This is a genomic window from Microvirgula curvata (genome assembly GCF_054781615.1).
This window is the reverse complement of the sequence record NZ_BAAGUB010000004.1, coordinates 310,752-328,697: the sequence shown is the minus strand read 5'-3', so window position 1 is coordinate 328,697 and position 17,946 is coordinate 310,752. Positions and strand designations below refer to the sequence as shown.

Sequence of the window (17,946 nt, the reverse complement as noted above, 5' to 3'; positions counted from 1 at the left end):
TTCCCGTTGCAACTCGGGAATCCGGCAGATGGCATGCGCGCCGGTGCCGCGTAGCGTGACGGAGTCCAATCCGTCCCGCGCCGTCACCATGCCCCTCGTCCGCCGCTGCGTGCCGTCCCTGCTGCTTCCGCTGCTGTTCCTGCTGGCTGCCGGCGCCGGCGCGGACGGCATCGTCGCCGACCCGGGGGCCGCAAGCACGCAGCAGCCGGTGGTGCAGCGCACCGCCAGCGGCCTGCCGCAGGTCGACATCCAGACCCCCAACGCCGCTGGCGTTTCGCACAACCATTACCGCCAGTTCGACGTCGGCCCGCGCGGCGCCATCCTCAACAACGCCCGCCACGACGTGTAGACCGAGCTTGGCGGCTGGGTGCGCAGCAATCCGGCCCTGGCCAGCGGCAGTGCCCGGCTGATCATCAACGAGGTCAACAGCAGCCAGCCCAGCCTGCTGCCCTGGCCAGCCTGAGCCGGGATACCCGCGCCACCGGCAACGCCCTGAAACCGATCTTCGACCAGAAGCAGATCGAAGCCGGCTTCGCCATCGTTGGCGCGCTGCAGCGGGAGGCCGGGACCTTCCTGGGCAACCGGGCGCAGGAAGCGGATGCACTGAAAGCACAACTGGACGACGAGACCGACCCGGCGCGCCGCCTGACCCTGGCACAGCAGTACCGGGAAGCGGCCAGGTGGGGGCCGGGCGGCGACTACCGGCGGGTGGTCACGGCACTGACGGCTGCCGCCGGGGGCAACGTCAGCGGGGGTGCCGCGCAGATGCTGCAGGGGGCGACGGTCAACTACCTGCAGGGACTGGCGGCGGAGAAGGTCAAGGAGATCGCCGACAAGCTGGACAGCGAAGTGGCCCGTGCCGCGTTGCAGGGACTGGTGGGCTGCGCAGGAGCCGCCGCTCAGGGTGGCAGTTGTGGCGCAGGAGCCAGCGGCGCCGCGGCCAGCGTGGTGTTGAACAATTTACTGGATGGCCTGAACGGCAAGGCGGTTGGCAGCCTGACGGCGGAAGAAAAAGAAGCCCGATCCAAGCTCATCAGCAGCATTGTGGCCGGCACGGCGGCTGCCACGGGAGGCGAGACGGCTGCCGCCACCATCGCGGCAAAGCTGGAGACGGAAAACAATGCGCTGGCGCTACCGTTTCTCTTGCCGGGTACGACAAAGCCGAGCGGGATCTCGGGCTGGAACCAAGAGGGTTTGCTGAGCAGCTTGCCGAGCTGATGGGCAAGGGGCTTGAGGGAATTCCGCTGACGCAAGCAGGATGGGCGCAGTACCTTATTGAAAACCTCGGCGGCGCTGTCAGGGTCTATGATCCGAACAGCTATTCCAAAGAACCTATTTCAGGTGAATCAACAAGCATTTCTCAGCAGCAGCTAGACAGAAAATTCAAACATGCTGCTGATTTTGGTGTGGTAACTGCAAAGAAAAATCCTAGCACACTTGGTCAATTTGGAGCAGCCATCGAATCTCATTTAAATTCTAAACACACGGAGCCTCATGGGACTTATGGATTTTTAAAAGACTCAAAGGTATTTTTTAATCCAAAAACAAATAATGTTGTAGTGCTGGATAGTGCAGGTAAATTTGTTACGGGATTCAAATTAGATCCTAATACGCCACAATTTGAAAATTATATAAAAAATGGAATTCTACGATGAGTGCTACCCTTTTAGATTTAGCTAAGTCTTTTGTTGATGGGGAAATATCTGCCTCTGACTTCTCTGATATATATATTAATTTATGGAGGGTTGAGAGAGATAGTGGAATCATTCTGAATGATGAACCCCACCTAAGTGAGTGCTTATCTAGCATATTTTGCGCTGCTGATATGTACTGCGCAGATGATGAAACCCGTGAGGTATACGAATTTAACGATGGTCAACTAAAAAATGAAATTTTGTCAATCATTGACAGGTGCTTGTGACTTTTTATCCCCTTTCTGACCTGATCTGCTCCCGGATTTTTACCCCACGGCAAACTGGAATTTATACCCTGTCGCGAGCATTTATCCACAGGAGCGACTTCATAAAGCAGTTGAGTATGGGGAATCGCAAAGTGTAAAAATTGTCTTTACAATGGTGAGGTAATATGGAAAAGAAAAAATGGGCCAATGCACTTTGGAACGGTGATTTTTTTTGTATTGAGACATATTCGGGGCTGGGCTTGCTAGGAAGAGATTATGCAGGCGCGCAATGTTTGCTTTCGGCAGAGGCTACTGATAAAGAATTGGGCATTGCGCTACTTGTGGCACTTTCAAAAAGCCGTGAATTGACGCTAGAGGAATATGGAATTTTTTTGATTATAAAAAACGGAAAATTGAACACGAAAAGTGGGTAATGTTGTTAAAAGAAAAATATAAATATAAAACGAAAAAAACCTTATTCAGAATTATGCGAACTTGTGTGGTTGAGAATGATGAAATGACCATAAAAATAAATCCTACATGGCATGCACAGCTAGAGGCGTGGAGCGGAACCGGAATAAAAGAAAGCGACAAAGTCATTATCCCGTCAAACAGCTCTGAGGCAGAAATTGGCGCTGCACTCCGGCTGGCATTCAGTCGCTGTAGATAAGGGGGACAGCCATAAGCTACATGCCCTCTGTGAAAAAGGACTTCGCACGTGCTTCCCTGAACGACTGCTCAAGCCCCGGCAGGCTGGTCGCGACGTGTGCCTGTCGGTGGATGGGAAAATCTGGATTGGCCGGGTCCGGCCCGATTGCCATCGGCCAGTGCGCCGGGACTGCCACCGGCCTGGCACTACCAGCAGGCCAGTAACCTGAGTCAGTCGCTACCGATGGTGGTGGTCGCAGCAGGTCCGGAAGTACTGGCCGGCATGCCCGGTAATCGCCCGCCGTACCACCGTCGCAGGGATGAGTCAGCCTCCTTTGCGCGGCTTTTGACCCCGATCAAGCCTTTCTGTCTTACCCGTGTCATGGACAAAAAATCAACATATAGTGCAAACCTGACTTAAAACACTAGATGTTGTGATGACTGACACGACGCTTATCAATCCGTTGAGTACGCTCGACGAATACCTCAGCCGCGCCGACTGGCGCGTCTCCGCCAACGCGAACCAGGGCTACAGCCTCGGCGGCATGATCCTGAACGCGGCCGGCAAGCTGACTGCCAACTACTGGCTGGATGGCATCTACACGGCGGAGATTGCCCGGGCGCACCGCGACGCGGACTTCCACCTGCACGATCTTGACGTGCTGGCCGGCTATTGCGCCGGGTGGTCGTTGCGCCAGTTGCTGCATGAAGGGTTCAACGGCGTACCGGGACGGATCGAGGCAGGGGCGCCGAAGCACCTGTCGTCGGCGCTCGGTCAGATGGTGAACTTCCTTGGCACGCTGCAGAACGAATGGGCCGGTGCGCAGGCGTTCTCCAGTGTCGACACCTATCTGGCGCCGTTCGTTCGCCGCGACGGGCTCGACGACCGTGCCATCGAGCAGGCGATGCAGGAGTTCGTCTACAACCTCAATGTGCCGTCGCGCTGGGGCACGCAGACGCCGTTTACCAACCTGACCTTCGACTGGACCTGCCCGGTGGACCTGCGCGAGCAGATTCCGGTCATCGCCGGCGAGGAAATGCCTTTCAGCTATGGCGACTGTCAGCCGGAAATGGACCGCATCAATCGCGTGTTCCTCGATGTGATGTCGCAGGGTGACGTGCATGGCCGCGCGTTCACTTTTCCGATTCCGACCTACAACATCACTCCGGACTTCGACTGGGATAGCGACAACGCCGACCGCTTGTTCGCGATGACCGCCAAGTATGGCCTGCCGTACTTCCAGAACTTCCTGAACTCGGATCTGGAACCGCAGATGGTGCGTTCGATGTGCTGCCGGCTGCAGCTCGACCTGCGCGAACTGCTGAAGCGCGGCAATGGTCTGTTCGGCAGCGCCGAGCAGACCGGTTCGCTCGGCGTGGTGACGCTGAACTGCGCCCGGCTCGGTTATCGCTTCGCCGGTGATCGCGATGCGCTGTTCGCTGCCACCGACCGGCTGCTGGAACTGGCGCGCGACAGCCTGGAGATCAAGCGCGAGAAAGTTCAGGGCTGGATGGATGCCGGGCTGTACCCGTATTCGCGTCGCTACCTCGGCACGCTGCGCAATCACTTCTCGACGGTGGGGGTGAACGGCATCAACGAGATGGTGCGCAACTTCAGCGGCGGCGCCTGGGATATCGCCAGCGAGGACGGACTGCAGCTGGCAGTGGATCTGCTCGACCATATTCGTGCTGCCATGGTCCGCTTCCAGGAAGAAACCGGCCATCTGTACAACCTCGAAGCCACGCCGGCGGAAGGCACGACCTACCGCTTTGCCCGCGAGGACCGCAAGCGCTTCCCGGACATCCTGCAGGCCGGCACGGCCGACAAGCCGTACTACACCAATTCCAGCCAGTTGCCGGCCGGTTATACCGACGATCCGTTCGCGGCACTGGCGCATCAGGAGCCGCTGCAGCGCCGCTATACCGGCGGCACGGTCCTGCACCTGTACATGACCGAGGCGATCAGCTCGGCTGATGCATGCAAGCGGCTGGTGCGGCGTTCGCTGGAGCGCTTCCGCCTGCCGTACCTGACGGTCACGCCGACCTTCTCGGTCTGCCCGGTGCACGGCTACCTCAGCGGCCATCACGAATACTGCCCCAAGTGCGACGCCGAGAAGCTGGCCAGCCGCGCGGCGGGCCAATGCGGGTGTGCGGCCTGAACGCCGCCATTCCGTCCACTTCCATCCGAGGAGAGAAATCCATGACTCAGCACGACCAACAATCGACCCGTTCCACGCTGGCGCCGGAAGAGCGCACCCGCTGCGAAGTGTGGACCCGGGTAATGGGCTATTTCCGCCCGGTGTCGGCGTTCAATGTCGGCAAGCAGGGCGAGTTCGAAGAACGTGTCCACTTCGATGAATCCCGTACCCGTCATTGAGCGGCAGGCGACAGCGGTGACCGGCGGCCTGCCGGTCGCCGGTGTCGAACCGTTTTCCACTTGCGACTGGCCCGGGCGGCTGGTCGCGACCGTATTCGTCGCCGGTTGCCCGTGGCGCTGCGGCTATTGCCACAATGCCGGCATCCAGTCGCGCGATGCCGGTACGCTGGACTGGGACACGGTGCGCCGGCGGCTGGCGCCACGCGCCGGTTTTCTTGATGGTGTGGTGTTCTCCGGTGGCGAACCGACGCTGGCGCCGCAGCTGCCGGACTGGATGGACGAGATGCGGGCGCTGGGTTTCGGCATTGGCCTGCATACGGCCGGCATTTATCCGGACCGGCTGGCGCGGGTGGCGAAACGGGCCGACTGGATCGGTCTGGACGTCAAGGCGGCGCCGGGCGGCATCGACGCCGTGACCCGGGTACCGGGCAGTGAAGCGCGGGTGTGGCGTGCGCTGGACATTGTCCAGGCCAGCGGCACCCCGTTCGAGTGCCGGACCACGCTCGACCCGGGCTGCATGAATGCCGAAGATCTGTACCGGCTGGCCGACACGCTGGCGGCACGCGGCATCCGGCAGGTGGCCCTGCAACTGGGCCGGCAGGCCGACGGACTGCCGCTGTCCGACCCGGCGCGCTGGCCCGGTGCCGCAGTGCTCGACTACTGGCGCGAGCGCTTTGTGTCTTTCAGCTGGCGCGAGGCATGAGCGGCAGGCCGAGTGCTGCCCGCGCATTGGCGCTGGTGGCCTCGGCCACCTGTTCGCTGTCGAGCTGGCGCAGGCTGGCGAGTTCGCTGGCGTAGCGGGCGACATCGGCTGGTTCGCTGCGGGCGGCCCAGGCAGGCGGGATGTCCGGTGCATCGGTTTCCAGTACCAGCGCGTCGAGTGGCAGCGTGGCCGCCAGCCGGCGGATGCGCAGGGAACCGGAATAGGTCATCGCGCCGCCAAAGCCGAGTTTCAGTCCCTGACGCAGACAGGCGCGTGCCTGCTCCTCACTGCCGTTGAAAGCGTGGGCGATGCCGCGCTCGATGCCAAAGCGGCGCAGATACTTCAATACCCGGTCGGCGGAGCGCCGCACATGCAGCAGCACCGGCAGGTCGTGTTTTTTCGCCAGCCGCAATTGCTCGGCAAACAGGCGTTCCTGTCGCGCCGGGTCGATCTGCTCCAGATAGAAATCCAGGCCGATTTCGCCGACCGCTACCGGTTTCTCGCGCGTCAGCCACTCGTCCAGCTGTTCCAGGTCGCTGTCCAGATGCTGATCGGTGTAGATCGGATGCAGACCGAACGCCGGCAGACAGCCGTAGCGGTCGCGCATGTCGCGGGTGGTGGCGAAGTTGGCAACCGTGACGGCCGGCACCACGATATCGGTCACGCCGGCCCCGCGCGCGGCGTCGACCAGCGCGTCCCGCTCGCGGTCGAATTCGGGCGCGTCGAGATGGCAGTGGGTATCGATCAGCATCATGGGCACAGTGTAGGGCTGCAGGGTGGCTGCCGCGATGATTTCCGCTGCCGGATCAGGGGTGGGGCATGATTTGCAGCAGGGTGACGGCGGTATTGTCGGCGCTGGCGCGGCGGTCCGCCGTCGGTGCAGCGCTCTGCACGGCGATCAGGCGCGGGCCGTCGGCAGTCTCGAGCCAGATGGGCGAGCCGCTGTCGCCGGACAGGGTGTCGCAGCGATGGGACAGGGTATTGTCGTCGTTCAGTGCGGTGACCCGGCAGTCACGGTGGGTGTACAGCTGTTCGCGGTGGTCGTAGGCATAGCCGGCCTGCTCGACGCGGTTGTCACGGCGGGTCAGCGCATCGCGCAGTGCGTCACGATCGCCGTCGAAAGCCGGCATGGGGGCGATGTCGGCGCGGCCGCGCAATCTGGTGACGCGGACCAGCGCAATATCGAAGGGTGCTGCCCGGGTGCGGATGAACAGGCGTTCGCCGACCTGATGCACGCCGTGGCGAAAGCCCGGTGGCACCTGCATGCCGGTGGCGCGGTAGATGGCCTGGCCACGGCCGTCGCGGTAGCCGGCCATAAAGCTGACCGGCCGGTCGACGCGGCCGGGCTCGGTCGCAAAACAGTGGGCGGCCGTGGCGACCAGGTCCGGCGCAATCAGCGTGGCCGAGCAGCGGGCGCCGCTCTGCATCTCCAGTTTGCCGATGGCCGCGTACGGCGCGACGCTGTTGTCGTCGACGGCCACGCGGTCGTCGTGGCCGAACAGCAACTGGCGCCGCTGCGCCGCGCTGTCCGCACCGGCGACCATGGGCAGCAGGGCCAGGCAGAGCGCGAGTACGCGCAACAGCACGGACATCAGTGCAGGATCTTGGGGCTGGAGTGGGCGACCGGGCCGGCCACGCGGTTCTGCGCGCTGTGGTCGGCCTTGATGTCGGGACGCTTGCTCATGTACGGAATGGCGGAGGACGACGGGACCGGCTTGCGCGAGCCGGGCTTCTTCAGGGTTTTCTTTTCCACCTTGACGTCGGCGACCTGGACGAACGGGTCCGGCGCAGACGCGGCGGCCAGCGCGACGGCACCGGCGCTACAGCAGGCCGCCAGCAGGAGGACACACAGTTTGTTCATGAACGTCTCCCGTCAAAGGCCGCCGGCCGGCGACATGCCGGCAGGATCAGAGCGTTCATTATTTTTTTTATGTCATCCGCTGTACAGAAGGTGATTTTTTTGGTTTGTAACGCGGTGTAGATAAACGCTTTTTACATCATTGGGTTAGCGGTGTCGGCCAGACCAGAGTCAGCCGGGCGCCGCCCAGCGGCGCATCGCCGACCCGGACTTCGCCGCGATGCCAGCGCATGATCCGCTGCACGATGGCCAGGCCCAGCCCGTAGCCGCCGGTCTTGCGACTGCGCGACACGTCGAGGCGGGTAAACGGCTGCAGTACCTGGTCGCGGCTTTCGGCCGGGATGCCGGGGCCGTCGTCATCGACGTGGATGGTCATCTGCTGGTCGCGCCACAGTGCGCTGATGGCGACCTGGCCGCCGCCATGCCGGCGGGCGTTGACGATCAGGTTGGCGACGGCGCGGCCAAGGTAGTACGGGTCGCCGAGCACCGCCTGGTCGTCCTGCAGGTTGCAGCTCAGCGTCGGCGGCGTGTCGCCCCAGTCGAAGCCGGCCAGCATCTCGTCCAGCCACGGGCGGATGACGATCGGCTGGGTGTTCAGCTCCAGCTCCGGCCGTTCCAGATTGCCGAGCAGCAGCAGTTCTTCGGTCATGTCGGTCAGATTGTCGAGGTCGCGACCGATCTGCTCGATGACCTTCTCGGCGCCGGTGGCCTCGGCGGTGACGCCCCGCAGCATTTCCAGCCGGTAGCGCAGACGGGCGATCGGCGTGCGCAGGTCGTGCGATACGGCATTGATCATCACCTTGCGGCCGGCGATCAGCTCCTCGATATTGCTTGCCATGCCGTTGACGGTATTGCCGAGATCGGCCAGCGCCGAGGTGTCCGGCAGCACCGCGCGCGCGGCGAAGTCGCCGCTGCCGAGACGGCGCGACACCTGGGTCAGCTCACGCGCATGCCGCCACAGCGGCCTGATCCACAGGAAGGTCGGCACGCCGAGTGTCAGGCACAGGCTGAGAATGGCGAACACGTCGATCCACTGCAGGGTGCCGACATAGTGCAGGTAGCTGACCGGTCCCATCGCCACCAGGTATTCGCTGTGCGGGATGCGCTGCAGGAACAGATTGCTGTCCTCGAGCCGGATGATGCTGCCTTCACGCAGCGCCTTCTGGTTTTCCGGCGACAGCACGTAGGCATCCAGCGCCTCGATCTCGACCGGTAGCGGGATGCGGTTGCGGATATTGTTCAGCGCATCCTCCCACTCCGATTCCGGGTAGTCGGACAGCTCGCGCTCGATCAGGTACAGCGAGGTCTCGAAGATGTCGATCAGGTAGCGCTGGGTCGTGCCGCGCACCTCGTTCTTGTAGATCGCGCCGATGACCAGCACCGAAATCAGGAAACTGACGACAACCGTAATGTAGAAGCGGAAGAACAGCTTGCGCATGGCGGGGGCTTCAGCGCCAGACGTCGTTGGCGAACAGATAGCCCTTGTGGCGGATGGTCTTGATCTTGCGCGGATCGGCCGTGTCGTCGCCAAGCTTCTTGCGCAGCCGCGAAATGGCCACGTCGATCGAACGGTCCAGACCGTCGTAGCGCACGCCGCGCAGCGTCATCAGCAGGTCGTCGCGGGTCAGCACCTCGCCGGCATGGCTGGCCAGCTCCCACAGCAGGTCGAAGTCGCCAGTCGACAGCGGGATCGGTTCGTTCAGGAAACGCACGCTGCGGTTCATGTGGTCGATCTGCAGCGTGCCGAAGTCGAGAATCTTGTCGGCCTTCTTGCCGGCCGGGCCCGGTTCCGGCGCCGCGTGCGACTGGCGCAGGTGGGCACGGATGCGGGCCAGCAGCACCGAAGGCGGCGTGGTCTTCAGCACATAGTCGTTGGCACCGAGCTCGAAGCCGAGAATCTGGTTCATGTCGCTGTTCAGCGAAGTCAGCATCACGATCGGACCCTGATAGTCGACCCGCAGCTCGCGACACAACGTCAGCCCGTCCTTGCCCGGCAGCATGATGTCGAGCAGCACCAGGTCCGGCGGGTCGGCCAGAATGGCCTCCAGCGCAGTGTCGCCACGGTCGATGACCGCGATGTCGAATCCGTAACTTCTGAGGTAGTCGCCGATCAGTTCGGCGAGTTCGGCGTCGTCTTCAACAAAAGTGATGCGAGGGTTCACGGCGAGGTCCCTGATTTTGTCTGTCAGCATGGGGGGAATTGTAACGGGTTGGCCCGTCCGGCGCGCAGACGGCGACAAACTCCGTGGAGATTCCGTCGCCGCCGGCAGCGGACGCCGCCGCGGTGGCCGCCGTTACAGCAGGGTAATGGCCATCGCCGTGGCCTCGCCGCCGCCGATGCACAGGCTGGCGATGCCGCGCTTCAGTCCGCGCTGGCGCAGCGCATGGATCAGGGTGACGACAATGCGGGCACCGGAGGCGCCGACCGGGTGGCCGAGTGCGCAGGCGCCGCCATTGACGTTGACCTTGTCGGCCGGCAGGTCCAGCTCGGTGATGGCCGCCAGTGTGACCACGGCAAAGGCTTCATTGATCTCGTACAGATCGACATCGGCCTGACGCCAGCCGGTGCGTTCGAACAGCGCGCGCATCGCACCGACCGGGGCGGTGGTGAACCACGACGGTGCGTGGGCGAAACTGGTGTGGCCGTCGATGCGGGCGATCGGCTTCAGCCCGCGACGGGCGGCTTCGCTTTCACGCATCAGCACCAGCGCGGCGGCGCCATCGGAAATCGAGCTGGCATTGGCGGCCGTGACCGTACCGTCCGCGGCAAAGGCCGGTTTCAGCGTCGGAATGCGGTCGAGGCGGGCGGCCAGCGGCTGCTCGTCGGTGTCGATTACCTGGTTGCCGCCGCGCTGCGGCACGTCGACCGGCACGATCTCGTCGCGGAAGGCACCTTCGCGGATGGCTTCCTGCGCCCGCAGCAGCGAGCGGATGGCAAAGGTGTCCTGCTGCTCGCGGGTAAAGCCGTAATGCGCGGCGCAGCGTTCGGCGAACACTCCCATCAGCGTGCCTTTCTCGTACACGTCTTCCAGCCCGTCCAGGAACATGTGGTCCTTGACCTCGCCATGCCCCATGCGCAGGCCGGTGCGTGCTTTCGGCAGCAGATACGGCGCATTGGACATGCTTTCCATGCCGCCGGCGGCCACGACCCGGGCACTGCCGGCGAGCAGGGCATCGTGCGCCTGCATCAGGGTTTTCATGCCGGAGCCGCACATCTTGTTCACCGTGGTGCACGGCGTGTGCTCGGACAGCCCGGCGCCGAGCGCGGCCTGGCGGGCCGGTGCCTGGCCGAGCCCGGCCGGCAGCACGCAGCCCATCAGCAACTCGTCGACGTCATCGGCACCGATGCCGGCACGGGTGATGGCCGCGCGCAGGGCGGCGGCACCGAGGGTCGGGGCAGCGACCGGGGCCAGGTGGCCCTGAAAGCCGCCGATCGGGGTACGGACGGCGGAAACGATGACGACAGGATCCTGTTGCTGCATTTTGCTGCTCCTTTGCATTGTTGTCTTTTACGTTAACGTAATATAACGGCGGGAAAAAAGGCGCGCCAGCGCCGCGCGCGGGCACCCGTATCCGTCACGGCTGTGGCGAATCGGCATCAGCGGATTTTTTTTCCAGCAGGCGTTCGCACTGCGCCTTCAGTCCCTGGACTTCGCGCATGACGACGTTGATATCCTCGATCTGCTGCATCAGGCGCTGCTCGCGCAGGTCGAGAATGCGCATGAATTCGAGCAGTTGCGGTGCATCGTCACGTGCGGCGTCATACAGCTCGAACAGCTCGCGGACTTCGTTCAGGGTCAGCCCGATGCGCTTTCCGCGCAGGGTCAGCAGCAAACGGATGCGGTCGCGACGCGAGTAGATCCGGTGCTGGCCGCGTCGTTCCGGCGCAATCAGTCCCTGTTCTTCGTAATGGCGAATGGTGCGGGTGGTGACGTCGAATTCCCGTGCCAGTTCGCTGATGGTGTAAGTTTTATCGTTGCCGCTCATTCAGGCGCTCCTGGCTATCGGGGCATTTTATCGCGATGACGCCATCCATGCTGTGCTGCAACGTAAGCGTCGGCTGGTGGCGGGCTCGTCAGTCCATGGCAGGACGGAAACCGGGTCAACGTTTCTGCTGCCATGTTGACGTTAACGTAAACTGGATATTAGTGTGTGCGCTCGAGCGGAGGGAAGCAAACAATGGAAATTCGACAGGTTGGCGTGATCGGTGCCGGGCAGATGGGCGGCGGCATCGCCCAGGTGTGTGCGCAGGCCGGGCTGGCGGTACGGTTGTGCGATATCGATCCGGCGCAGCAGGCGCGTGCGATGGCGCAGATGCGCCGCTCGCTGGACAAGCTGGCGGCCGGTCAGGCCGGTCTGGAGCCGGACGCGGTGCTGGCGCGGGTGGCGACGGTGTCCGGTCCCGGGGCGCTGGCCGGCTGCGAGCTGGTCGTGGAGGCGGCCAGCGAACAACTGGCGCTGAAACTGCGGCTGCTGGGGGAGGCGGCCGCGGCGGTCGGGCCCGATGCCATCATCGCCTCCAATACCTCGTCGATTTCGCTGACCCGGCTGGCGGCGGCGGTGCCCTCACCGCAGCGGGTGATCGGCATGCATTTCATGAATCCGGTGCCGCTGATGCCACTGGTGGAAATCATCCGCGCCGAGCAGACCGATGACGCGACCCATCGGGCGATCGAGGCGCTGACGACCCGGCTCGGCAAGACGCCGGTGACGGTCGGCGATGCACCGGGGTTCGTCTCCAACCGGGTGCTGATGCCGATGATCAACGAGGCGGCGTTCTGCGTGCATGACGGCGTGGCCGACCCGGCGGCGGTCGATGCGGTGATGACGCTGGGCATGCGTCATCCGCTGGGACCGCTGGCGCTGGCCGACCTGATCGGCCTGGATACCTGCGTGGCGATTCTCGATGTGCTGTACAGCGAATTCCGCGACAGCAAATACCGGGTCTGCCCGCTGCTGGCGCGCTATGTCGCCGCCGGTCGCCTCGGCCGCAAGAGCGGTCGCGGTTTCTACGACTACACCGACCGGTCCTGAGCCGGTCCTGACCGCAAGGGCGCGCCAAAGACGCCCGCACCAAGGAGAGACAGATGGATTTTGCCCTGAGCGATGAGCAGCGCGCGTTCCAGGCTGCAGCCCGTGACTTTGCCCGTGCCGAACTGGCCCCGCATGCCGCACGCTGGGATGCCGACGCACATTTCCCGCTCGACGTGATCCGCAAGGCCGGCGAACTCGGCTTCTGCGGTCTGTACACGCCGGTCGAATACGGTGGCCTCGGCGCCGGCCGGCTGGACGCGGCGATCGTGTTCGAGGAACTGGCATGGGGCTGCACGTCGACGGCCGCCTACCTGACCATCCACAACATGGTGAGCTGGATGATCGCCAGCTTTGCCCGCCCCGAAGTCGCCGCGCGCTGGGCGCCGCGCATGACCAGTGGCGAGCTGCTCGGCAGCTACTGCCTGACCGAGCCGAATGCGGGTTCCGATGCGGCCTCGCTGACGACCCGTGCCGAACGCACGGCGGACGGCTATCGGCTCAGCGGCAGCAAGATGTTCATTTCCGGCGCCGGCAGCACCGATGTGCTGGTGGTGATGGCCCGCACCGGCGGCGCCGGCGCGCGCGGCGTTTCGGCGTTCCTGGTGCCGGCCGACAGCCCGGGCATCGGCTACGGCAAGCTGGAGCACAAGATGGGCTGGAACAGCCAGCCGACCCGTGCCGTGACCTTCGACGCGGTCGACATCCCGCTTGAGTACCGGCTCGGCGACGAAGGCGAGGGCTTCCGCTTTGCCATGAAGGGGCTGGATGGCGGCCGGGTCAATATCGCCACCTGCTCGGTCGGCACTGCCCAGGCCGCGCTGGACCGGGCGCGCGAGTATGTGCAGGCGCGGCGGCAGTTCGGCCAGCCGCTGGCCACCTTCCAGGCGCTGCAGTTCAAACTGGCCGACATGCAGACCGGACTGGTGGCCGCGCGGCAGATGGTGCGGCTGGCGGCGTGGAAACTGGACAGCGCGGCGGCGGATGCCGGCGTGTATTGCGCCATGGCCAAACGCTACGCGACCGATGCCTGCTTCCAGGTGGCCGACGAGGCGCTGCAGCTGCATGGCGGCTATGGTTATCTGCGCGAGTTCCCGCTGGAGCGCCATGTGCGCGACCTGCGTGTGCACCGCATTCTCGAAGGCAGCAACGAAGTCATGCGCGTGATCGTGTCGCGCGCGCTGCTCAATGATCCGACCGGGGAGATCCGTTGATGAATTACACCCATCTGCAGCTGGAAAAACGCGGCCATGTCGCCATCGTCCGCATGAGCAATCCGCCGGCCAATACCTGGACCCGTGACAGCCTGGCGGCGCTGGAAACGCTGGTGGCCGACCTGAATGCCGATCCCGACGTCCGCGCGCTGGTGCTGACCGGCGACGGAGAGCGGTTCTTTTCCGCCGGTGCCGACCTGAAGCTGTTCGCCGACGGCGACCTTGGCACCGCCGCCGACATGGCGCTGCGCTTTGGCCGCGCCTTCACCGCCCTCGCGCATTTCCGCGGCGTCAGCATCGCCGCCATCAACGGCTACGCCATGGGCGGCGGGCTGGAGGTCGCGCTGGCCTGTGACCTGCGCGTGGCCGAAAGCCAGGCGGTCATGGCACTGCCGGAAGCCAGCGTCGGCCTGCTGCCGTGCGCTGGCGGCACCCAGTTGCTGCCGCATCTGGTCGGCGAGGGCTGGGCCAAGCGCATGGTGCTGCTCGGCGAGCGGGTCGATGCGGCACAGGCCGAGCGCATCGGTCTGGTCGAGGCGGTGGTGCCGACCGGGCAGGCGCTGGGCACGGCGCTGGAGATGGCCGGGCGGGTCGAACGCCAGAGCCCGTCCAGCGTCGCCGCCTGCAAGACCCTGCTGCAGGCGGCGCGAACCGCGCCGCCGGAAACCAATCTGCCGCTGGAGCGCGAGCTGTTCATCCAGCTGTTCTCGACCGAGGATCAGCGCGAAGGCGTTCGCGCGTTTCTGGACAAACGCGATCCGGTATGGAAAAACCGCTGACTGAAGGAGAAACCATGACCACAAAAACCGATCCTGATTCCTGCGTGATTTTCCATGAACACCGCGCGGCCAACGGCCGGGTGATCGCCCAGGCGACGCTGAACAGCGAACGCACGCTGAATGCGCTGACGCTGGACATGATCCGGCTGCTGCACGCGCAGCTGACGCGCTGGCGCGACGATCCTGCGGTGGTGCTGGTGCTGCTGACCGGCAGCGGCGAGCGCGCATTCTGCGCTGGTGGTGACGTGCGTGCGCTGGCGCAGACCCTGTCCCGCGACCCGGCGTCGGCCGGTCCGTTTGCGACGACCTATTTTCATGACGAGTACGCACTCGACTATGCAATGCACGGCTATCCAAAACCGATTCTGGTCTGGGGCAGCGGCATCGTCATGGGCGGCGGTCTGGGGCTGATGGCCGGCGCCAGCCATCGCGTCGTGACGGAAACCTCGCGCATCGCCATGCCGGAAATCAGTATCGGCCTGTTCCCGGATGTCGGCGGCAGCTGGTTCCTGAACCGCATGCCTGGCCGCATCGGGCTGTTCCTCGGCCTGACCGGGGCGCCGCTGAATGCCGCCGACGCGCAGTTCGTCGGCCTGGCCGATTTTGCCCTGCGTTCGACCGAGCTGCCGGCGCTGAGCGATGCCCTGCTGTCGACGGACTGGAGCGGCGAGACCGGGCAGGACAGTGCCCGGCTGTCGGCCTTGCTGCGCGAGCGGGCTGCCATTGCCGCCGAGGCCATGCCGGCCGGCCGGGTCCACGCCCATTATGACCGCATCCAGGAACTGACCGATGCCGACAGCCTGAGTGATGTGGCGGCCCGCTTCCGGACGGCTTCCGATGACATCGACCCGTGGATCCGTGATGCGGTGCGTACCTTTGCCGCCGGCTGCCCGACCACGGCCGGGCTGGTGTGGGAGATCCGCCGGCGCGCCCGGCATCTGGGCCTGGCCGATGTGTTCCGGCTGGAACTGATCCTTGCGGTGCAGTGCTGCCTGCGCGGCGAATTCGTCGAAGGGGTGCGGGCGCGGCTGATCGACAAGGACAATGCACCGCGCTGGAAACCGGCCGATCTCGCCGGCCTGGATGCGGACTGGATCGACGGCTTCTTTGCGCCGCCGTGGCCGGTGCATCCGCTGGCGTCGCTCTAGCGCCTGCTGCTGTCCCGGGCCGGTCAGGCCCGGACCGGCGGCCGGTACCAGGCCGAGGCGGTTTCGAGCAGCGCGGCATTGATGCGCTCGACCTGGCGCAGCAGCTTGATGTTCAGCCACACATAGCCGACCGCCTCGAAACCGGCGTCGCTGGCGCCGGCCGGCAGCGCGGTGACTTCGGCCTGCGGCGCGTAGCCGATGCGCGTCAGCCGGTCGAGCCGGTCGAATTTCAGCGCATGGGCCGTGGTGCGCATCAGCGCCTGGGCCCGGCGCTGGTTATGTTCCACCTGCTTGCGCATCGACGCGAACTCGGCATGGCGGCTCGGGTTGCGGCAGACCTCGACCATCAGTTCCAGCAGGCCGAGCATATTGCGCTGGGTGCGCTGGATGCGGTCCAGCTCGGCAACCGTCAGTGACACTTCGCCGGCCACGGCACTCATCAGCCCGCGCTGGGCGATCAGCCGCTTGTTGAGCCGGTCGAAGGTTTCCTGCACCGTGGCCTCGTCCGGCAGATCCAGCACGGCGACCCGGCCGTAGAGTGCCGCGCAGTCGCGCAGATTGTCGGCCAGCAGGTATTTCCAGTGATTGACCGCCCGCTGCGGCAGCAGACGGGCGAACATCAGCGCAATCATGCCGCCAAGCTGCACGTTCAGCGCGCGCCACAGCGCGGTCTCGAACGAGTTGTCGCCATGCCCGGCGACGATGGTCAGCGTGACCCCCGCAATCAGCGCGATATAGCCGAGCTTGCCGATGGCCAGGTAGCCGCTGGCGGCCGCGCAGGCACCCATCCACAGATAGCAGGCCAGCGGCGAACGGCCGTACAGATAAATGGCAACGATGCCGGCCAGGGCGCCGCCAACGGTACCGATGCCGCGCTGGCGCGCCTTCTGGTACACGCTGCCCAGATGTGGCAGCGAGCCCATGACAATCAGCAGGGTGACCGACATCCAGGCGCCGTCCGGCACCTTGAACACGACCGACAGGGCGACGGTGACCAGATAGCCGAGTGCGACCCGCAAAGCGTGCAGGGCCGGATAGTGCTGGTGGATCGAATAGGGCGACAGCAGGCGCTGGACGCGGCGGAAGACGGAATGCACGGGATATATATCAGTAAATACTTATGCGTATGGTAGACGGGGTGACGGGGAAAAGGAAAGGCAAGAATCAGACCTGTCCCCGCCCCGGTGTGCCGATATCGGCTATCAAGAAAGCATGGCGGGTGTACATGACGGCCATGCGTGTACTCAATGGGTAAATCATGTTCAGAAATACTGAATCAATGGCGCGGATTATTTCGCTATTTCCGTGACGGCCAGATGGCTACCATTCAATGGTCAACCTTCCGTTGTTGTGGGTTTTCACCGGAACGGGGCCGGTAAATATTGCCTCGGTCGATCAAAGGAGCCGAATCATGAATGCTGTCGTCAACCGCAGCCGCGAAGTGGAACGCCTGCAGGCCGGCATGCCGACCTCCGACGGTGCCGGGGTGCGGCTGCTGCGGGTGCTGACCCAGGAACTGCAGCGCCGGCTCGACCCGTTCCTGATGCTGGACGAATTCCGCTCCGACAACCCGGACGACTATATCGCCGGCTTTCCCGACCACCCGCACCGCGGTTTTCAGACCGTGACCTATATGCTCGATGGCCGCATGCGCCATCGCGACAGCCACGGCAACGAAGGCCTGCTCGGCCCGGGCGGCGTGCAGTGGATGAATGCCGGCCGCGGACTGGTGCACTCGGAACTGCCGGAGCAGGCGGACGGGCTGATGCACGGCTTCCAGCTGTGGATCAACCTGCCGGCGGCCCGCAAGATGAGCGAGCCGGGCTACCGTGATATCCCGGCGTCGGCGATCCCGCAGACGACAACGGCCGGCGGCGTGACGATCAAGGTCATTGCCGGCGAGGCCGATGGCCTGCGTGGCGCGGTGCAGGAGGCCGATACCGAGCCGCTGTATCTCGACCTCGAACTGCCGGCCGGCGCGACCCATTCGCTGCCGCTGCCGCCGTCGCACAATGCCTTCGTGTATGTGTACGCCGGTGAAGCGACGATTGGCGGGCGAACCGTCGGCGAACAGCGGCTGGCCGTGCTCGGCAATGACCCCGCCGCCGATGGCGTGACGCTGTCGACGGTCAGTGGCGCCCGCGTGCTGGTGCTGGCCGGCCGGCCACTGGGCGAACCGATCGCGCAGTGGGGCCCGTTCGTGATGAACAGCCGTGGCGAGGTCGAACAGGCCATCGACGATTTCCGCAACGGCCGTTTCTGATCCTTTCAACGCGTTATCCCGCAGG

The 17,946-nt window shown here is 64.4% G+C and carries 20 protein-coding genes and 1 pseudogene; 13 read left to right on the top strand and 8 right to left on the bottom strand.

Annotated features, from left to right (window positions below; translation table 11 throughout):
• Positions 1-88: 88 nt before the first annotated feature.
• The 8 genes and pseudogenes from ACYVG8_RS03710 to ACYVG8_RS03675 all read left to right on the top strand — a co-directional run bounded on the left by ACYVG8_RS03710 (position 89) and on the right by ACYVG8_RS03675 (position 5,628).
• Complete coding sequence (locus ACYVG8_RS03710; protein ID WP_460745036.1) at positions 89-349, top strand: two-partner secretion domain-containing protein; 261 nt, start codon at positions 89-91, stop codon at positions 347-349.
• 359 nt (positions 350-708) lie between these two features.
• Complete coding sequence (locus ACYVG8_RS03705) at positions 709-1,218, top strand: hypothetical protein (protein WP_460745035.1); 510 nt, start codon at positions 709-711, stop codon at positions 1,216-1,218.
• Positions 1,218-1,655 carry a colicin D domain-containing protein gene (locus ACYVG8_RS03700; RefSeq protein ID WP_460745034.1) on the top strand — a complete coding sequence of 146 codons (438 nt, stop codon included), beginning with the start codon at positions 1,218-1,220 and terminating at the stop codon, positions 1,653-1,655. The genes ACYVG8_RS03705 and ACYVG8_RS03700 overlap by 1 nt, the downstream gene beginning before the upstream one ends.
• Positions 1,652-1,921: a colicin immunity domain-containing protein gene (locus ACYVG8_RS03695; protein ID WP_460745033.1), complete on the top strand. Its 270-nt coding sequence runs from the start codon at positions 1,652-1,654 to the stop codon at positions 1,919-1,921. Before ACYVG8_RS03700 ends, ACYVG8_RS03695 begins: the two co-directional genes overlap by 4 nt.
• Positions 1,922-2,085: 164 nt before the next feature.
• Positions 2,086-2,570 (top strand): annotated as a pseudogene (locus ACYVG8_RS03690) (contact-dependent growth inhibition system immunity protein).
• Between the two features lie 415 nt (positions 2,571-2,985).
• Positions 2,986-4,707, top strand: a complete 1,722-nt coding sequence (locus tag ACYVG8_RS03685; protein WP_036385947.1) for a ribonucleoside triphosphate reductase — start codon at positions 2,986-2,988, stop codon at positions 4,705-4,707.
• Positions 4,708-4,748: 41 nt separating this feature from the next.
• Entirely contained in the window at positions 4,749-4,925 is a 177-nt protein-coding gene (gene nrdD / locus ACYVG8_RS03680) for an anaerobic ribonucleoside-triphosphate reductase (RefSeq protein WP_107890306.1), read from the top strand.
• Entirely contained in the window at positions 4,903-5,628 is a 726-nt protein-coding gene (locus tag ACYVG8_RS03675; protein ID WP_051528843.1) for an anaerobic ribonucleoside-triphosphate reductase activating protein, read from the top strand. The genes nrdD and ACYVG8_RS03675 overlap by 23 nt, the downstream gene beginning before the upstream one ends.
• Here the strand turns inward: ACYVG8_RS03675 and ACYVG8_RS03670 are convergent.
• From ACYVG8_RS03670 to ACYVG8_RS03640, 7 genes are all read right to left on the bottom strand, one after another.
• A complete protein-coding gene (locus ACYVG8_RS03670) occupies positions 5,609-6,382 on the bottom strand; it encodes a TatD family hydrolase (protein WP_084300065.1) in 774 nt (257 codons plus the stop codon). The genes ACYVG8_RS03675 and ACYVG8_RS03670 overlap by 20 nt on opposite strands.
• Before the next feature lie 52 nt (positions 6,383-6,434).
• On the bottom strand, positions 6,435-7,220 hold the full coding sequence (locus ACYVG8_RS03665) for a trypsin-like serine peptidase (RefSeq protein WP_028499203.1): 786 nt from the start codon (positions 7,218-7,220) through the stop codon (positions 6,435-6,437).
• Complete coding sequence (locus ACYVG8_RS03660) at positions 7,220-7,489, bottom strand: hypothetical protein (RefSeq protein ID WP_028499204.1); 270 nt, start codon at positions 7,487-7,489, stop codon at positions 7,220-7,222. The genes ACYVG8_RS03665 and ACYVG8_RS03660 overlap by 1 nt, the downstream gene beginning before the upstream one ends.
• A gap of 136 nt (positions 7,490-7,625) precedes the next feature.
• Positions 7,626-8,924, bottom strand: a complete 1,299-nt coding sequence (gene rstB / locus ACYVG8_RS03655) for a two-component system sensor histidine kinase RstB (RefSeq protein WP_028499205.1) — start codon at positions 8,922-8,924, stop codon at positions 7,626-7,628.
• A 10-nt stretch (positions 8,925-8,934) separates the two neighbouring features.
• Positions 8,935-9,648 (bottom strand): two-component system response regulator RstA, encoded by a 714-nt coding sequence (gene rstA, locus ACYVG8_RS03650; RefSeq protein WP_028499206.1) that lies wholly within the window; start codon positions 9,646-9,648, stop codon positions 8,935-8,937.
• 132 nt (positions 9,649-9,780) lie between these two features.
• Positions 9,781-10,968: an acetyl-CoA C-acyltransferase gene (locus ACYVG8_RS03645; RefSeq protein WP_028499207.1), complete on the bottom strand. Its 1,188-nt coding sequence runs from the start codon at positions 10,966-10,968 to the stop codon at positions 9,781-9,783.
• 94 nt (positions 10,969-11,062) lie between these two features.
• Positions 11,063-11,473 carry a MerR family transcriptional regulator gene (locus ACYVG8_RS03640; protein ID WP_028499208.1) on the bottom strand — a complete coding sequence of 137 codons (411 nt, stop codon included), beginning with the start codon at positions 11,471-11,473 and terminating at the stop codon, positions 11,063-11,065.
• A 192-nt stretch (positions 11,474-11,665) separates the two neighbouring features.
• Here ACYVG8_RS03640 and ACYVG8_RS03635 point away from each other — a divergent pair, with 192 nt between their 5' ends.
• Genes ACYVG8_RS03635 through ACYVG8_RS03620 form a run of 4 tightly spaced genes read left to right on the top strand, consistent with a single transcriptional unit; the run spans position 11,666 to position 15,658 of the window.
• Positions 11,666-12,520: a 3-hydroxyacyl-CoA dehydrogenase family protein gene (locus tag ACYVG8_RS03635; protein WP_028499209.1), complete on the top strand. Its 855-nt coding sequence runs from the start codon at positions 11,666-11,668 to the stop codon at positions 12,518-12,520.
• A gap of 53 nt (positions 12,521-12,573) precedes the next feature.
• On the top strand, positions 12,574-13,731 hold the full coding sequence (locus ACYVG8_RS03630; protein WP_028499210.1) for an acyl-CoA dehydrogenase family protein: 1,158 nt from the start codon (positions 12,574-12,576) through the stop codon (positions 13,729-13,731).
• Complete coding sequence (locus ACYVG8_RS03625) at positions 13,731-14,510, top strand: enoyl-CoA hydratase (RefSeq protein ID WP_107889090.1); 780 nt, start codon at positions 13,731-13,733, stop codon at positions 14,508-14,510. The genes ACYVG8_RS03630 and ACYVG8_RS03625 overlap by 1 nt, the downstream gene beginning before the upstream one ends.
• A gap of 14 nt (positions 14,511-14,524) precedes the next feature.
• Positions 14,525-15,658, top strand: coding sequence for an enoyl-CoA hydratase/isomerase family protein (locus ACYVG8_RS03620; protein WP_460745032.1), 1,134 nt, complete (start codon positions 14,525-14,527; stop codon positions 15,656-15,658).
• Positions 15,659-15,681: 23 nt separating this feature from the next.
• Here ACYVG8_RS03620 and ACYVG8_RS03615 read toward each other — a convergent pair whose 3' ends face one another.
• Positions 15,682-16,755: an FUSC family protein gene (locus ACYVG8_RS03615; RefSeq protein WP_158537492.1), complete on the bottom strand. Its 1,074-nt coding sequence runs from the start codon at positions 16,753-16,755 to the stop codon at positions 15,682-15,684.
• A gap of 314 nt (positions 16,756-17,069) precedes the next feature.
• On the opposite strand from ACYVG8_RS03615, the gene ACYVG8_RS03610 reads away from it, so the two are divergent.
• Positions 17,070-17,921, top strand: coding sequence for a pirin family protein (locus tag ACYVG8_RS03610; RefSeq protein ID WP_028499214.1), 852 nt, complete (start codon positions 17,070-17,072; stop codon positions 17,919-17,921).
• The last annotated feature ends 25 nt before the right edge of the window (positions 17,922-17,946 follow it).

What these genes read in the sequence shown, in the direction of transcription:
- ACYVG8_RS03670 (WP_084300065.1), bottom strand. Translation starts at nt 6,382, where the DNA reads ATGATGCTGATCGATACCCACTGCCATCTCGACGCGCCCGAATTCGAC.
- ACYVG8_RS03620 (WP_460745032.1), top strand. Translation starts at nt 14,525, where the DNA reads ATGACCACAAAAACCGATCCTGATTCCTGCGTGATTTTCCATGAACAC.
- nrdD (WP_107890306.1), top strand. Translation starts at nt 4,749, where the DNA reads ATGACTCAGCACGACCAACAATCGACCCGTTCCACGCTGGCGCCGGAA.
- ACYVG8_RS03675 (WP_051528843.1), top strand. Translation starts at nt 4,903, where the DNA reads ATGAATCCCGTACCCGTCATTGAGCGGCAGGCGACAGCGGTGACCGGC.
- ACYVG8_RS03630 (WP_028499210.1), top strand. Translation starts at nt 12,574, where the DNA reads ATGGATTTTGCCCTGAGCGATGAGCAGCGCGCGTTCCAGGCTGCAGCC.
- ACYVG8_RS03640 (WP_028499208.1), bottom strand. Translation starts at nt 11,473, where the DNA reads ATGAGCGGCAACGATAAAACTTACACCATCAGCGAACTGGCACGGGAA.
- ACYVG8_RS03625 (WP_107889090.1), top strand. Translation starts at nt 13,731, where the DNA reads ATGAATTACACCCATCTGCAGCTGGAAAAACGCGGCCATGTCGCCATC.
- ACYVG8_RS03695 (WP_460745033.1), top strand. Translation starts at nt 1,652, where the DNA reads ATGAGTGCTACCCTTTTAGATTTAGCTAAGTCTTTTGTTGATGGGGAA.
- ACYVG8_RS03700 (WP_460745034.1), top strand. Translation starts at nt 1,218, where the DNA reads ATGGGCAAGGGGCTTGAGGGAATTCCGCTGACGCAAGCAGGATGGGCG.
- ACYVG8_RS03665 (WP_028499203.1), bottom strand. Translation starts at nt 7,220, where the DNA reads ATGTCCGTGCTGTTGCGCGTACTCGCGCTCTGCCTGGCCCTGCTGCCC.
- ACYVG8_RS03660 (WP_028499204.1), bottom strand. Translation starts at nt 7,489, where the DNA reads ATGAACAAACTGTGTGTCCTCCTGCTGGCGGCCTGCTGTAGCGCCGGT.
- ACYVG8_RS03635 (WP_028499209.1), top strand. Translation starts at nt 11,666, where the DNA reads ATGGAAATTCGACAGGTTGGCGTGATCGGTGCCGGGCAGATGGGCGGC.
- ACYVG8_RS03610 (WP_028499214.1), top strand. Translation starts at nt 17,070, where the DNA reads ATGAATGCTGTCGTCAACCGCAGCCGCGAAGTGGAACGCCTGCAGGCC.
- ACYVG8_RS03685 (WP_036385947.1), top strand. Translation starts at nt 2,986, where the DNA reads ATGACTGACACGACGCTTATCAATCCGTTGAGTACGCTCGACGAATAC.
- rstB (WP_028499205.1), bottom strand. Translation starts at nt 8,924, where the DNA reads ATGCGCAAGCTGTTCTTCCGCTTCTACATTACGGTTGTCGTCAGTTTC.
- ACYVG8_RS03710 (WP_460745036.1), top strand. Translation starts at nt 89, where the DNA reads ATGCCCCTCGTCCGCCGCTGCGTGCCGTCCCTGCTGCTTCCGCTGCTG.
- ACYVG8_RS03645 (WP_028499207.1), bottom strand. Translation starts at nt 10,968, where the DNA reads ATGCAGCAACAGGATCCTGTCGTCATCGTTTCCGCCGTCCGTACCCCG.